The sequence below is a fragment of the Pseudomonas luteola NBRC 103146 genome, from assembly GCF_002091675.1.
GTDB classification, from domain to species: domain Bacteria; phylum Pseudomonadota; class Gammaproteobacteria; order Pseudomonadales; family Pseudomonadaceae; genus Chryseomonas; species Chryseomonas luteola.
The window spans coordinates 132533-148098 of the sequence record NZ_BDAE01000008.1; the positions used below are offsets into that span (position 1 = coordinate 132533).

Consider the following 15566-nt stretch of genomic DNA (forward strand, 5'->3'; position numbering starts at 1 on the left):
AAACGAAGCCGGACGAGTGGGTTTCTCCACTTCGCCCGGCTTAGTAACAGACGATTGCATCAAGCCTTCTGACTCAATTGTCTGCCAGCGACAGCGGTCGCGCGACTGACTCGAGTGACTTGCGTTCGGCTGCCACGCCCCAGATCGACTGCACTATCCCTGCTGCAATCATGAGGCTAGCGCCAATGGCGTAGCCATAGAAGACGTTGACTCGGCTACCACTCTCAATCAGTTGTCCAAACAGGGTTGGGCCAATGATTCCGCCAAGCCCGGTACCAAAGGCGTAGAACACTGCAATCGCCAAGGCGCGGATTTCCAGCGGGAACGTTTCAGCAACGGTCAGATAAGCCGAGCTGGCTGCGGCTGAGGCAAAGAAGAAGATAACCATCCAGGCAATCGTCTGAGTCGTTGCATCCAGCATACCCTGCTGGAACATATAGCCCGTGATAATGAGCAGGACACCTGAAATAGCATAGGTAGAGCTAATCATGATCCGGCGGCCAACCACATCGAACAGTCGCCCCAAGAGCAGTGGACCACAGAAATTACCGAGCGCAAATGGCAGTACATACCAGCCGACATTTTCTGAGGGTACATCGTAGAAATCTGTCAGTACCAACGCATAGGTAAAGAAGATTGCGTTGTAGAAAAAGGCCTGAGCTGTCAGTAGGGTCATGCCTACCAATGCGCGTTGGCGATGCACGACAAACAAGCTCTGGAAGACCTCCTTGAGTGGCGTATGGTCCCGACCGCGCATGCGCAAATGGAATTTGGGATCGACCGGCTCAAGCTTGTAGCCTTCGGCTTCGAAGCGTTTTTCGATGTTATCGACAATTCGCTTGGCCTCTTCTGGCTCATTATGAATCATGAGCCAGCGCGGGCTTTCGGGTATCCACATGCGCATGAATAGAATGATCAACCCGAGCGCCGCTCCAATGCCAAAGCACATTCTCCACCCCAGGTCGCCTGGAAGCAGTTCGGGGTCCAGAAACACAATCGAGCCCATGGCACCCAAGGCTGCACCCACCCAGAACGAGCCGTTGATCGTCAGGTCAACCCAGCCGCGATAACGCGCTGGCGTGAATTCCTGAATGGTGGAATTGATGGCCGTGTACTCGCCTCCAATGCCTGCGCCTGTCAGGAAGCGGAACAGCAGAAAGCTCCACAGGTTCCAGGAAAACGCCGTCAGAAACGTTGCACCTACATAGAGAAACAGTGTGATGAAAAAGAGCTTGCGACGCCCTAGCCGGTCCGTCAGCCAGCCAAAAAATAACGCACCCAAAACTGCACCGGCGATGTAAACGCCACCTGCCAATCCAACATCAGCATTGGTCAACTGAAGCGCGGGACTCGCCTTCAAGGCGCCGGCTACCGAACCCGCCAATGTTACTTCAAGACCATCGAGAATCCAGGTAATACCCAAAGCCATGACCAACAGGGTATGAAAGCGCCCCCAGGGCAGGCGGTCGAGCCGGGCCGGAAGGTTGGTTTCGTAAATGTGCTCGTGCAGTTTTTTGCCAGAAGGGGAATCCGTCTCTTGGACAGCGGAAACATCTGAGGCCGCCATATTTCTTGTCCTCACTATTTTTATAAAGGGGCCGTACAGCGATGCGACTGGCACTTTTGTACAGCTCGTCTACAAATTGAGAGCTAGGTCATACAAAAGTAGTTCAGCGAGGCGCTACGCAACTCGTCGAGAAACAGCGAGTCCGAGAAAAGCTTTTTTTAAAAAAGAACTATTGCGCTATCGGGATAGAGAAAATAACTAATGAAAACAATGATTCGCGGCACCTCTGCGGCTTTTTTAGCATGCATCTTTCCGCTCACAGGGCAGGCATTCGAATTTGATGGGTACGGACGTGTTGGTATAGGGGGTGCCGATGCAGGCGGTAAGCAGTCCTGCTTTCAGCTTCCAGGAGCACCTGCCAAATACCGCTTGGGTAACGAGTGCGAGACCTACTGGGAGCTAGAGGGTCACCAGGAACTGTACAAGGGCGCTGACGGGACGCTCTGGAAATTGCACGGCATGGCAAGCCTTTACAATGTCTATGACCAGTCACCCACGTTTAGCGGCGACAATGGCAATGTCCGCTTGCCACAAATCTGGACCAGTCTGGCGTTGCCCGAACTGAACGGCGGTGGCCTCTGGTTCGGTCGCCGCTACTACAAGCGTCACGACATTCACATCAATGACTTCTACTACTGGAACCCAAGCGGCACAGGCGCGGGTATCGAGGACTATGGCCTGGGTGACACAGGACTACGCCTGAGCTATGCCTTCTCCCGAGAAGACAATATCGAACAGAAGCACAAGGCCAACCGACACGACATCAACCTGGGCGGCATCAAGGCTAACAAGGACGCCGAGATTGAAATTGGCCTGAGCTACATTCAGAAAGCCGGACATGTTGAAGACTCGCACAGCGGCTGGTCCATCTCGGCCGAACATAAGCAGGTGAATTTCTTTGGTGGCGAAAACCGGTTTACGGTTCAATACGGCGAAGGTCCCGGTATCGGGCTTGGCCAGACCGGTAACGTACAAGCCGACAAGGATGTAAAGAGCATAAGGGTTCTGGAATCGCCCCGCTGGCAGATTACCCCGCGCTTTGGCGGAATGCTGCTGGCATTGGTACAGCGTGACCGCGCGCCTAACAACGCTGGCCAGACGTGGTACTCCTTTGGTGTCCGCCCATCCTATGCGTTCAGCGAGCATTTCAAGCTTCTGGTAGAAGCAGGCCACGATCAGATCGACCCTGAAGAAGGCGGCACACGCAAATTGACCAAGTTCACCGTGGCGCCCACCCTTGCGTTAGGCGGGATGGGCCTGATGGATCGTCCCGAAATCCGATTCTACTGGACTTATGCGCAGTGGAACCGTGCCGCTCAGCTAAGCGCAGCGCAAGACACCGCGCTGTCTGATTCAGGGGCATTCGGCTCTCAGCGTCACGGTTCAAACTTCGGCGTGCAATTGGAAACCTGGTGGTAAAGCGGTAGCATTATAGCCGTATTCTGACATCAGCCCCGATACGGCTATAAGCCTTCGACCATCCAGAAGCAATCGATCTTAGTCGGCTCTATTCTAGAAAGAACTTTAAGTTTATCTCCGGGTCCGTTCTACGAAGCCCACCTCCGGCATCTGTCGGAACGACCTGGAGATAATGCCATGAGCCATCTCGCCCGCGAGATGAACACTGTGGATGCCTTCGCTCTCGACACCCCTGGCTGCCTCATCGAACGCTTTACACAGGTTCGATCCGCTACTGAAAAGCTTTGTGCTCCCCTTCAGACCGAAGACTACCTGATTCAAAGCATGCCAGACGTCAGTCCGCCCAAATGGCATCTGGCCCACGTGACCTGGTTTTTCGAAGCGTTCATTCTCAAGCCCTTCCTGCCGGGCTACAAGACGCTAGATCCCGCTTACGATTACCTGTTCAACTCCTATTACGAAACCCATGGCACCCCATTCCCACGAGCCAAGCGCGGGCTGATCTCCCGTCCAACCGTTGCAGAGGTCTATGGCTTTCGCCAATGGGTCGATCAGGCCATGCTCGAACTGCTAAACCATCTGCCGGAACAGCATGCTGAAGAAATCGCCCGTCGGACAGAACTCGGGCTACACCATGAGCAGCAACATCAGGAGCTGCTGCTCATGGACATCAAGCATATCCTGGCCCAGAACCCTCTCCATCCGGTGTATCGGCACGATCTCAAGCCAGCCACACACGCTGATTCCACTCCGCTGACATGGCATTCATATCCGGCTGGCGTACGCCACATAGGCCATAGCGGTGACGGTTTTGCCTTTGATTGCGAGACACCACGCCACCGCGTCTTTGTCGATGAGTTCCAGTTGGCGAATCGCCTGGTCACCAACGGTGAGTACATGGCCTTTATCGAAGATCAGGGCTATAGCCGCAGTGATCTCTGGCTGTCCGATGGCTTCAGCCAAGTGCGGCAGGCCGGCTGGCAAGCACCCCTCTACTGGGAGAACGTAGACGGCCGCTGGTACGCCATGGGCTTGGGCGGCCTGCAACCTGTCGATGAGCAGGCTCCCGTCTGTCATCTGAGCTTTTACGAGGCGGATGCATACGCCAGTTGGGCCGGCGCCCGCCTGCCAACCGAAGCCGAATGGGAAGTGGCCGCCGCCGGTCTTTCGCGTACAGGCAACTTTGTCGAGCAGGACCATCTCTCGCCTGTGGCCTGTAGGACTCACACGCCCGATCAACCCTGCCAGCTGTTTGGAGACGTTTGGGAATGGACCGGCAGCGCCTATCGCCCCTACCCCGGCTTCAAGCCGCTGGATGGCAGTCTGGGCGAGTACAACGGCAAATTCATGTCCGGGCAGATGGTCTTGCGGGGCGGCTGTTGCGCTACCCCTGCCGATCATATTCGCGCGACCTACCGTAACTTCTTCTACCCAGCCATGCGTTGGCAATTTGCCGGCCTTCGCCTTGCCAAGGAGATCTGATCATGGCTCTAGCGGTTCGCTTCTACGATCAACAACCGGACGTCGCCAGCGACTCCCTACGTGAAGACGTCCTGAATGGTTTGGCAACCGAACCCAAGGCCATTCCGCCCAAGTACTTCTATGATCAGCGCGGCTCCGAACTGTTCGAAGCCATTACCGGTACACCAGAGTACTACCCGACTCGTACTGAAGAGCGCATCCTGACCGAAGCGGCTGGCGATATCGCTGCTATTGCAGGCTCCGGCATGACGCTCATGGAACTGGGCAGTGGTGCCAGCCGCAAGATTCGGCTCCTGCTGGAAGCCCTGCGTCCTCAAAGCTACCTGGGTGTGGACATTTCCCGAGACTTTCTTCTGTCCAGCACACACCGCCTGGCCGCTGACTACCCCTGGCTGGACGTAAGTGCGCTGTGCACGGATTTCACACAGCCGATGGAGCTTCCACAAACGCTGGGAAAAGCGCCTGTACTGGCCTTCTTTCCCGGTTCGAGCATCGGCAACTTCACGCCAACAGAAGCACGCTCCTTTCTGCGCAACCTTCACCGATTACTACCACCGGGCAGCGGACTGTTGATCGGTGTGGATCTGGTCAAGAGCAAGGCCCGCCTGGAGGTGGCCTATAACGATGCCGAGGGCATTACCGCGGCGTTTAACCTCAATCTGCTGGAGCGTATCCGTCGCGAGATGGATACCGACCTTGATCCTTCGCGCTTCAGCCACTACGCCTTTTACAATGAACAGCAGTCTCGCATTGAAATGCATCTGGTCAGCCGCCGCGCCCAGACGATTCGTGTCGAAGACCAGCGCTTCATGTTTCGTCAGGGCGAAACGCTGCACACCGAAAACTCTTATAAATACAGTTTGAAAGGATTTGAAACCTTGAGCCGGGAAGCTGGCTTTTCCCCAATAGCCGTATGGAAAGATCCCGCGGCACTCTTTAGCATGCACTATCTGGGACGATAGCGCCCAAGCAGCGGTCAGCCGCGTCGTTAAGGGCTGACCGTTAGGGTACTCATGATGCCGATGCGCCACTCTGGCGCAGATGCCAAGGCTAAGCTATTCCTATAGTTGTACTAAACCGTTGCGATTACTAACTGTTTAGTGGAAATGAGCTGTAGAGCGCTCATGCGAAAGTATGGGTGTGTTATTTAGCAGACATGTCTGCAGGATTTAGCTTATGAGTAACGGCGCTGCCCTTCCGCCTAATGAAACAGAGCGCTTGGCTGCTTTGCGCAGTTCAAACTTGCTGGACAGCCCAGCTGACCCCGCATTTGACCACATAGCCGAAATTGCTACCGAACTCTTCGACGTGCCTATCGCCATCGTTTCGCTGGTGGATGAGCATCGACAATGGTTCAAGTCTATCCGCGGACTCGACGCGCAGGAAACGCCTCGGGATATCTCGTTTTGCTCTCATGCCATCCTGGATGAAAACATCATGCAGGTGCGTGATGCCCAAACCGATCCACGGTTCAAGGATAACCCGCTAGTGACCGGCAACCCTGGCATCCGCTTCTATGCCGGCATCCCGCTAAGGACACACGAAGGCCTGGCTTTGGGCACCCTGTGTTTGGTAGATACCAATCCACGACCGGAGCTCAACACCTCTCAGGTACGGCTCCTCAGTAAATTGCGCGATATGCTGATGGAGCGCATCGAGACGCTGCGTTCACTCAGCTACGTAGACCCTATTACCCAGCTGCCTAACCGCAGCCGTCTGCTGGAAGATGCCGAATCGATGCTGCGCAGCTCCGAAGAGCTGCTGGCCGTCTCCATGGATGTGTTCGACCCGTTCTATCTCAATGGCCTGCTCAATGCGCTGGGCCAGGACCACTACGAAGGACTGCTCCAGTCCATCAAGGAGCGACTGCTTTCCCTGCTGCCCTCGGGGATACGGCTGTACTCCATCGGTACGGCCCGCTTTGCATTTCTGGTCCACGGCATGACCGATCTGCAAGGCAAGGAAGTACTCGATTGCATCGAGCGCGGCATGACGGGGCTTATCGACTACAACGGCATCCCGATTGAAACCCGTCCCGGTCTGGGGATTCTCAAGCTCAAGCCCGGCGATACCCGCGACTGGCTGAGGGCACTGATCTCGACAGCCGATATCGCCCGTGAGCGGCGAATGGGGAGCCGTTATTACGACTCAGCCCATGATCTTGCTCAGCAACGGGCTTTTGCCCTGTTGAGCAGCCTGCCGGTCGCCCTGCACAGCGAAGGTCAGCTCTCCCTGTTTTATCAGCCTCGCGTAGACCTCAAGTCGGGCACCTGCCGCTGCGTGGAAGCCCTGTTGCGCTGGGCTCATCCCAAGCTGGGCGCCATTGGGCCTACCGAATTCATAGCACTGGCTGAGAAAACGGCCCTGATTCGCTCCATCAGTTATTGGGTTATCGATGCTGTCTTGAGCCAATATGCGCTTTGGAAAGCAGACGGCCATTGTTTCAATGTGTCGATCAACATTTCGTCCCACGACCTGGACGATCCAGACTTTGCCGAACGTGTAGCGGAGAAGATGGCCAAACATGGCGTACCGCCCTCCTGTGTGGAGTTCGAGGTGACGGAAAACTCGCTCATGTGCAATTTTGAGAATGCTCGAACCCAGCTGGACGCACTCAGGCACCTGGGATCATCCATTTCGATCGATGATTTTGGAACGGGATACAACAATCTGATCTATCTCCGCCAGATACCGACGGATTACATTAAGATCGATCAGAGCTTCATTCGCTGCCTACCGGGCGATGATAAGGACGCGCTGATCGTTCGTACCATGGTGGAGCTTGCGCATGGATTGGGATATGAAGTCACCGCAGAAGGCGTGGAAACGCCAGAGATCCTAGATAGTGTACTGGCGCTAGGCTGTGACGAAGGCCAGGGCTACCACATTGCCAAACCCATGGGTGCGCTTGAGCTTGAGCACTGGCTCAGGCGACCCGTAACACCTCAGACCTCTGGCCAGGGCGGCTCGCCTTTCTCCTCGTCTTACGCAACGAACTAGCCTTGAGACGAAGTTGGCCCTGTAAAAACAGGGCCAACTCGTTTATTCCGCGTCCGTCTTCTTACGCCGCAGAGGTGCCATGCCATCCTGGCTGACCACCTTGGAAGCGCTGGGGCGCTTGGGCCGTGGCGATGTCTTGGCTTTCGTCACTGGCTTCTTGGTGTCGGTCTTTTTCTTCTTGGTGCTGGCAGCCTTGCCAGACGCCTTGAGCTTCTTCGGCCCTTGATAGGTGCCTTTAAGCGGTTGCACCACGCGCCGCTCGAAACGCAGTTTCAGGTAGCGCTCGATGCTGGACATCAGGTTCCAGTCGGTATGGCAGATCAACGAAATTGCCATGCCCGCCTCGCCGGCACGTCCGGTACGGCCAATACGGTGGACATACTCATCCCCGCTGCGCGGCATATCAAAGTTAATGACCAGATCCATGCCTTCCACATCCAGGCCACGGGCCGCTACATCCGTAGCAACCAGCACGGACACGGCGCCCTGCTTCAAGCGCTCCATCGCCAGCTTGCGGTCTTTCTGGTCCTTTTCGCCATGCAGAACGAAAACCTTGATGTTGCTGGCGGTCAACACGCCGCCCAGGCGGTCGGCCTGTACACGGGTATTGGTAAAGACAATGGCCTTGCGATAGGTCTCGTGGGCCAGCAACCATTGCAGCAGGCGCTCCTTGTGAGCCACGTCATCGGCAGTGATGATCTGCTGGGTGACCGCCTCGTTGAGTTCCCCGGTGCGATCAAGCATGAGCACTTCCGGCTCACGCAGGACATGTTCTATGACAGTACGCAGGGAGCTACCGCCGCTGGTAGCCGAGAACAGCAACGTTTGTCGGGACTCTGAAGTGCACGCGTCTGCCAGTTTAAGCACATCTTCGGAGAAGCCCATGTCAAGCATCCGGTCGGCTTCGTCCAGGACGAGAAAATCGACATCGTCCAACTCAAGGCTACCGCCATTCAAATGCTCAATCAGCCGTCCGGGCGTTCCGATAAGAATCTCGGGATTCTTGCGCATCGCCGCGGCCTGCTCCTTGAATCCCTCACCTCCGGTAATGAGTCCGGCCTTTAGAAACGTGAACTGGGCAAACCGCTCGACTTCCTTGAGCGTCTGCTGGGCCAGCTCGCGGGTAGGCAACAATATCAACACCCGAGCACCCACCTGGGGTTTGGGCTCGGACAACAGACGATGCAGAATCGGCAGGACAAAGGCAGCCGTCTTGCCACTGCCGGTACGGGCAGTCACACGCAGGTCTCGCCCATCCAGTGCCGGGCCGATGGCGGCCTCCTGAACCGGGGTGGGCTTTTTGAATTTCAGCGTGTCCAGTGCCTTGAGCAGACGCTCGTGCAGGTCGAAATCGGAAAACAAGGACGCATACCTCAAAGAAAATCGTAGTTCTGCTGTATAGCCTACCGGTTACGCAACAAAATCGCTGCCTTATTTAGCGCAACGGATGTTTCAGCTTCCCAATGGGTAGCTCATCGACGTGACAGTAGACGGCTTGTAGATCAGCTGCCAGCTGACGCGCACGTCCAACGCGAACCGGAGCACGCTCGGTATCGATGACAAGGACAGACGCATCAAGACGAGGCAATGAGGTCCAGGCGCGTACCCGGCCATCGGTCATCACAACGACACTTACCGGCTCATTGCCGAGACGACATTGGTGTTGCTTTAGCCACTCATGTGCGTGCTTCAGGGATTCAAGCAAGGGAGTACCGCCCCCTGCACCCAGGTCTGCAAGCCAATCCGGAACCTGCTGACTGGCTCGACGAGCCTGGGCAAGCCAGTGCGGCTGTACGCCTGTTGCGCCCAGCACCGCTACGCTTGCCCGTGCACGGTAAGCCTGCTCGAGAAAACCCAGCAATACGCCTTTGGCTTGCACCAAGGCGCCATGACGTCGCATGGACGCCGAGGCATCGACAATGAACAACCAATGCTCTCGTGGCGACTGAGAGCGAGGCCGGCGTATCAGGTCAGCCTCACGTCGAGGAAGCCCCTTCAGCAGAGTCGGTACCCAGGCAACTGCCCCTGCCTCACCTGTGCGAGAAGCACCGTGCCGACCACTACTGGCATTCCCCGGTAAAGGTCGAGCATCCGCCACTTGGGTTACACGCGGGCGAATGCTCAGCGCTTTTTTGGCCAACCCTCACCTGAGCGTTTTTCGCCAATCGCCGTCGCCTGAGGCGGTAGCTCACCCCATTGCCCTTCACTCTTCGAATGGCTTGAAGAGGGTTCGGAGACGGGACGATCAGAAGATGGCGGTGGCGGTAACTCCGAAAGGGGTTGCTGTCGTCGGCGATGACGCAACGCGAACTCTTCCACCGCATCGATATCATCTTCGGTAATTATCTCGCTGCCGCGCCAAGCCGCATGGGCGCGTGCTGCCCTTAGCCATACCAGATCCGCACGCATGCCATCCACTGCCGCTGCAAAACAGCGCTCGGCAATACGCGACAGCGACAGATCATCCAGTGCGACCCCTGCCAACCGGCTACGTGCAGCCTGGCAGCGCTCGACAAGGTCCGCCTGGCTTCCGGCCCAACTGGCAATAAAACCGGGCGGATCAAGGTCGAACGCCAGACGGCGGCGCATGATCTCGGCTCGCTCCGCTGGCGCAGGATGGGCATTCAGCACCACATTGAAACCAAACCGATCCAGTAATTGGGGGCGTAACTCCCCCTCCTCCGGGTTCATGGTGCCAATCAGTACAAAGCGCGCCGGATGTCGATGGGAAATCCCGTCGCGCTCCACGGTGTTTACACCACTGGCGGCTACGTCCAACAACAGGTCAACCAGATGATCCGGCAGCAGATTGACCTCATCCACATACAACACTCCGCCATCCGCCTTGGCCAACACGCCAGGTGAAAATGCAGCGCGCTTTTCACCCAGGGCGGCGTTCAGGTCGAGTGTGCCGGTAATGCGCTCTTCGCTGGCCCCCAATGGCAAGGTCACGAATGAACCACCCGGCATCAGGGCGGCCACGCCGCGTGCCAGGGTGGACTTCGCCATACCGCGCGGGCCTTCGATCAATACCCCACCGATACCCGGATCAATGGCATTGAGGCAAAGCGCCAACTTCAAGGAGTCAGCTCCTACAATGGCAGCCAAAGGAAATTGCGGAGTATCAGTCATAGAGGGCTCATTAATGGGCTGGTATTATGAGGAAACATCTACTTAGCTTTCCTCGCTGTCCATCAGAATGTTTTCCAGCGCTTCCCGATAATGCCCCGGCTCCTGCCAGAGCCCGCGTTGTTGGGCCTCCAGCAATCGCTCGGTCATTTCTCGTAAGGCATCAGGATTGTGTTGCTGGATGAATTCGCGGGTGGCCGGATCGAGCACATAGGCATCGGCCAACAGCGCATACTGGTGGTCATCGATCAACGCTGTCGTGGCGTCGAAGGCAAACAGATAGTCCACCGTGGCTGCAAGCTCAAAAGCACCTTTGTATCCATGCCGCTTCACGCCATCGATCCATTTGGGATTAGCAGCCCGGGAACGAATGACTCGGTTAAGCTCTTCCTTGAGTGTACGGATACGAGGCGACTCCGGCTGACTGTGGTCGCCGTGATAAGACGCTACTGCCTCGCCCTGCAATGTCTCTGCGGCGGCCAGCATGCCACCCTGGAATTGATAGTAGTCGTCCGAATCCAGCAGATCGTGCTCACGGTTATCCTGGTTGTGCAAGACAGCCTGTAAATGGCCGAGCCGCTCGACGAAGCGCTCCCGTGCAGGCGTGCCTGGGTCATCTGCGCCATAGGCGTAGCCGCCCCAATTGAGGTACACCTCCGCCAGATCGTCGCGAGATTGCCACTGACGCTCATCGATCGGGCCTTGCAGACCCGCCCCATAGGCGCCGGGCTTGGAACCAAATACCCGCCAGCCAGCCTGGCGCCGCGCCTCGTCAGTCGCCAGCCCCTTCGCTTCGAGGACACGCTGCTCCTCACGGACCCGGGCGGCCAATGGATTCATATCGTCCGGCTCGTCCAGCGCGGCCACCGCCTGCACCGCAGCATCAAATAGCCGAATCAGGTTGGCGAAGGCATCACGGAAAAAACCCGAAACCCGCAACGTGACGTCTACACGCGGCCGGTCCAGGATTGTCAAAGGCAGGATCTCGAAATCACTGACACGCTGGCTACCCGCCTGCCAGACGGGGCGCACGCCCAACAGTGCCATGGCCTGGGCGATATCGTCGCCACCTGTTCGCATGGTAGCGGTTCCCCAAACGGACAGCCCCAATTGCCGCAGGTAATCGCCATGATCCTGCAAATGACGCTCCAGCAAGAGGTTGGCTGATTGCCAACCGATTCGCCATGCCGTTTGGGTTGGCAGGTTGCGGACGTCTACCGAATAGAAATTGCGGCCCGTAGGCAACACATCCAGACGGCCTCGACTAGGTGCTCCGCTGGCGCCTGCCGGGACGAACCGTCCTGCCAATGCACTGATGATTCCTGCGATTTCCGCCGGACCGCAGGCGTCAAGAAGCGGTGCTATATGGCTTTTGAGCTGGGCCAGCACCAGCCCCGCATAGGGCCACTGCGCCTCATTCAACTCACCGCCCAGTGCCTGCTCAATCAGTCGACCGGCCAGTAATTCCAGGCGCTCACGCGTGTCACCGGCGATGCGCCAAGGCTCCGTACTGACTGCCCGTAACGCTTCAGGGTGCGGCCCAAGCCAGGGCTCTCCCAACGCAGCATCAAGGGGATCAATATTCAGGCTCAGGTCTTTAGCCAATGCCTGAAGCAGACTGGCATTACCGCCCTGCCCGTTACCGCGGGGAATACGAACCAACGCCAGCAGGGTATCAAGCCGCAGGCGCTCCTGCGGAGACTCACCAAAGATATGGAGCCCGTCGCGGATTTGCGATTCCTTCAGCTCGCACAGGTAGGCGTCTACCTTGGGTAACCAGTCTTCGGGTGCTTCGGTATCCGAGAGTTTCAGCTCCTGGTCCAGACTGGAGCGGCGTAACAGCTGTGCGATATCGCCTTGCAGCTCGCGGGCGCGACGCGGATCCAGCAGTTGCGCTTCATAGAACTCATCGGCAAGCCGCTCAAGATCGCGCAAAGGCCCATAGCTCTCGGCGCGCGTCAGCGGAGGCATCAGATGATCGATGATAACCGCCTGGGTACGACGCTTGGCCTGCGCCCCTTCGCCCGGATCATTGACAATGAAAGGATAAATGTTGGGCGTTGGGCCAAGCACGGCATCTGGCCAACAGGTTTCAGACAGACCAACACCCTTCCCTGGAAGCCACTCAAGGTTGCCATGCTTGCCGACATGCACCAGCGCATGGGCGCGATAGACGTGCCTCAGCCAAAAATAGAACGCCAGATACCCATGCGGCGGCACAAGGTCCGGATCGTGGTAAACCGCACTGGGATCAAGATGATAGCCCCGCGCCGGCTGAATACCTACAAACGTCAGTCCGAACCGCAGCCCGGCAACCATCATGCGGCCGCAGCGAAACATGGGGTCCTGCTCGGGATCGCCCCAGCGTTCCCGCACCGCGTCCTGGTTCACCTGCGGCAATTCGGCGAAAAAGCGCAGGTAGTCCTCCATCCCCAGGCTTTGATGGCATGGCCGTAGATCCAGGCTTCCCAGATCATTCGTCACGCCGCCCAGTAGAGAATGGACCAGGGCCGTTCCACTCTCGGGCAGGCCTTCGACCGGATACCCTTCGGTCTCCAGCGCTTTGAGAATATTGAGTGCAGCGGCAGGCGTATCCAGCCCTACACCATTACCAATCCGGCCGTCCCGGGTCGGGTAATTGGCCAGGATCAAGGCGGTACGCTTTTCACTATTTGGCAATCGAGCCAACATGATCCAGCTCCGAGCCAGTGCTGCTACAAATGTCATTCGCTCGCGGACCGGCTGGTAACAGACTACATCGCTCTGGCTGCGCTCATCTCGCCAGGCCAGACCTTTAAAACTGACGGGGCGCGTGATGATCCGCCCATCCAGTTCCGGTAAGGCAATGTGCATCGCCAAGTCGCGTGGACCAAGCCCTTGGGCGTTTTCCCGCCATCCCGACTCGTTATCCTGGGCACAAATAGCCTGTAATACCGGCACATTGCGACGGAACGGGCGAAGATGAGGAGAATCCGGATTGGACTGGGCAAAGCCTGTCGTATTGATGATCAGCTCGGTCTCTGTCGCCTCCAGCAGTGCCTCGACCTCAGCAAGGCACTCCGGCTCCTTGAGACTGGCTACGGCAACGGGTAACGGATTAATCCCTTGAGCTATCAATGCTTCGCAGAACGTATCGATGAACCCTGTATTGGCCGCTTGTAGATGACTGCGGTAGAACAATAGGGCTGCTACCGGCCCATCCTCCTGCCAACGCTGCTGCCACGAGCCCAGCGCCTTATCTTTATCACGCTCTGGCGCATACACCACAACACGCGGTAGCGGCTGAGGCTCGACCCACACCGCCTCATGTCCAAACCATCGCTGGCCGATGAAGCGATACAGCATGCGGGCATTATCCATGCCGCCCTGTCGCAGGTACTGCCAGATCCGCTCGGCATCCTCAACGGAAGAGTTACCCAACGCCATTAGCTCAGGATCGGGTTTGTCATCTCCGGGTACAAGAATCAGTCTGGCACCTTGTGCGGCCAGCTGGGCCAACTGATCTACACCGTAGCGCCAATACGCCGCCCCGCCCAGCAACGAGACAATGATGACTTTGGCATGCTGAAGCACCTCATCGACATACAGATCGACCGAGGCATGATTCATCAGCTGCATGGGGTTGGCCAAGCGCAGGCTTGGAAAGTCCTCAGGCAGCCCACGCGTCGCTTCGGCCAGCAACGCTAGATGAGAATCGGCACTGCACAGGATCACCAGGTCACCCGGGGTCTGTGCAAGATGAGCGATTCCGTCGTCGGGAGTAAAGCCGCCGGGCTGAGTCCTGAGGAGATGCATCGTATTAAGCCAGTACGCTGCGGAGTTCAGCGCTGATGGCAGCCTGATCCAGATCCTGGCCAATCACGACCAGACGTGTCTGCCGAACCTCATCCGCCTTCCAGGCACGATCGAAGTGCTTGTCGAAGCGGGTACCTACCCCTTGCACCAGCAGGCGCATCGGCTTGCCCTTGATGGCGACGAAGCCCTTGATACGCAGGATGCCGTGGCGCTGCACCAGCCCGGTCAATGCGTCCAGCAAGACACTCTCCTCTACCTCTGGCAGATCGACCGCAAACGAGTCGAATTCGTCATGATCATGCTCCTCATGAGGCTCATGGCCGTGATGCGTCTTTCGCGCGTCGATATGCAGCTCGGCCTCGGCATTCAGCCCCAGCAGGACAGACAACGGCAGCTGCCCATTGCTCGCTTCGATGATTTTCACGGACGCTGGCAATTCGCTCTCGATCTGGCTACGCACGGCCGCCAGGGCCATTTGCGGCATCTGGTCGACCTTGTTCAGGATGACCAGATCGGCGCTTGCCAGTTGATCCTCGAACAGCTCATGCAGTGGGGACTCGTGATCCAGGTTGGGGTCCAGCTGACGCTGGGCATCGACTTTTTCGGGATAGGCCGCAAACGTACCCAGGGCAACCGCCGGGCTATCCACCACGGTGACAACGGCATCCACGGTGCACGCATTACGGATTTCTGGCCACTGGAAGGCTTGCACGAGTGGCTTGGGCAGCGCCAGGCCAGACGTCTCGATCAGGATGTGGTCGATATCGGCACGTCGGGCCACCAGGTCGCGCATCACCGGAAAGAACTCTTCCTGCACGGTACAGCACAGACAGCCGTTAGCCAGCTCGAATACCCGGCCTGCGGCTTCTTCTTCGGTACATCCGATGCTGCACTGCTTCAGGATTTCACCGTCGATACCCAGCTCACCGAATTCATTCACAATGACAGCGATGCGCCGCCCTTGGGCATTTTCCAGAATATGGCGCAGCAATGTGGTTTTGCCGGCGCCGAGAAAGCCGGTAATGATTGTGACAGGAATCTTGGCCAAGGTTTTCATGAGCTGCCTTATGAAAAAGGGACAGGCAGGCATGACGAAGACGCGCTCATACGCAGTCCAGACGCCACACCGGATCACCCCGCCCGGTTGTCGGAAAGAATACGGCTCACACGTGCA

10 protein-coding genes are annotated in these 15566 nt (G+C 57.4%); 4 read left to right on the plus strand and 6 right to left on the minus strand.

What is annotated here, in order from left to right:
• Positions 1 to 73: 73 nt before the first annotated feature.
• Positions 74 to 1567: an MFS transporter gene (locus tag PLU01S_RS11620; protein WP_010798063.1), complete on the minus strand. Its 1494-nt coding sequence runs from the start codon at positions 1565 to 1567 to the stop codon at positions 74 to 76.
• Positions 1568 to 1768: 201 nt separating this feature from the next.
• Between PLU01S_RS11620 and PLU01S_RS11625 the strand changes: the two genes are divergently transcribed.
• The 4 genes from PLU01S_RS11625 (at position 1769) to PLU01S_RS11640 (ending at position 7468) form a co-directional block, all read left to right on the plus strand.
• Positions 1769 to 2986, plus strand: coding sequence for a maltoporin (locus PLU01S_RS11625; protein ID WP_026003839.1), 1218 nt, complete (start codon positions 1769 to 1771; stop codon positions 2984 to 2986).
• 198 nt (positions 2987 to 3184) lie between these two features.
• Entirely contained in the window at positions 3185 to 4468 is a 1284-nt protein-coding gene (gene egtB, locus PLU01S_RS11630; protein ID WP_374940309.1) for an ergothioneine biosynthesis protein EgtB, read from the plus strand.
• A 2-nt stretch (positions 4469 to 4470) separates the two neighbouring features.
• Positions 4471 to 5430, plus strand: coding sequence for an L-histidine N(alpha)-methyltransferase (gene egtD, locus PLU01S_RS11635; RefSeq protein ID WP_074825418.1), 960 nt, complete (start codon positions 4471 to 4473; stop codon positions 5428 to 5430).
• Between the two features lie 214 nt (positions 5431 to 5644).
• Positions 5645 to 7468: a sensor domain-containing phosphodiesterase gene (locus PLU01S_RS11640; protein ID WP_074825417.1), complete on the plus strand. Its 1824-nt coding sequence runs from the start codon at positions 5645 to 5647 to the stop codon at positions 7466 to 7468.
• 42 nt (positions 7469 to 7510) lie between these two features.
• On the opposite strand, the gene PLU01S_RS11645 is transcribed toward PLU01S_RS11640, so the two are convergent.
• From PLU01S_RS11645 to cobW, 5 genes are all read right to left on the minus strand, one after another.
• Positions 7511 to 8830: a DEAD/DEAH box helicase gene (locus PLU01S_RS11645; RefSeq protein ID WP_010798057.1), complete on the minus strand. Its 1320-nt coding sequence runs from the start codon at positions 8828 to 8830 to the stop codon at positions 7511 to 7513.
• 73 nt (positions 8831 to 8903) lie between these two features.
• Positions 8904 to 9608: a VWA domain-containing protein gene (locus tag PLU01S_RS11650; RefSeq protein ID WP_074825415.1), complete on the minus strand. Its 705-nt coding sequence runs from the start codon at positions 9606 to 9608 to the stop codon at positions 8904 to 8906.
• Complete coding sequence (locus tag PLU01S_RS11655) at positions 9590 to 10600, minus strand: magnesium chelatase ATPase subunit I (protein WP_074825413.1); 1011 nt, start codon at positions 10598 to 10600, stop codon at positions 9590 to 9592. The genes PLU01S_RS11650 and PLU01S_RS11655 overlap by 19 nt, the downstream gene beginning before the upstream one ends.
• A 42-nt stretch (positions 10601 to 10642) precedes the next feature.
• Positions 10643 to 14392 carry a cobaltochelatase subunit CobN gene (gene cobN / locus PLU01S_RS11660; RefSeq protein WP_074825411.1) on the minus strand — a complete coding sequence of 1250 codons (3750 nt, stop codon included), beginning with the start codon at positions 14390 to 14392 and terminating at the stop codon, positions 10643 to 10645.
• Between the two features lie 4 nt (positions 14393 to 14396).
• Positions 14397 to 15449 (minus strand): cobalamin biosynthesis protein CobW, encoded by a 1053-nt coding sequence (gene cobW, locus PLU01S_RS11665; RefSeq protein ID WP_074825409.1) that lies wholly within the window; start codon positions 15447 to 15449, stop codon positions 14397 to 14399.
• Positions 15450 to 15566 lie beyond the last annotated feature (117 nt).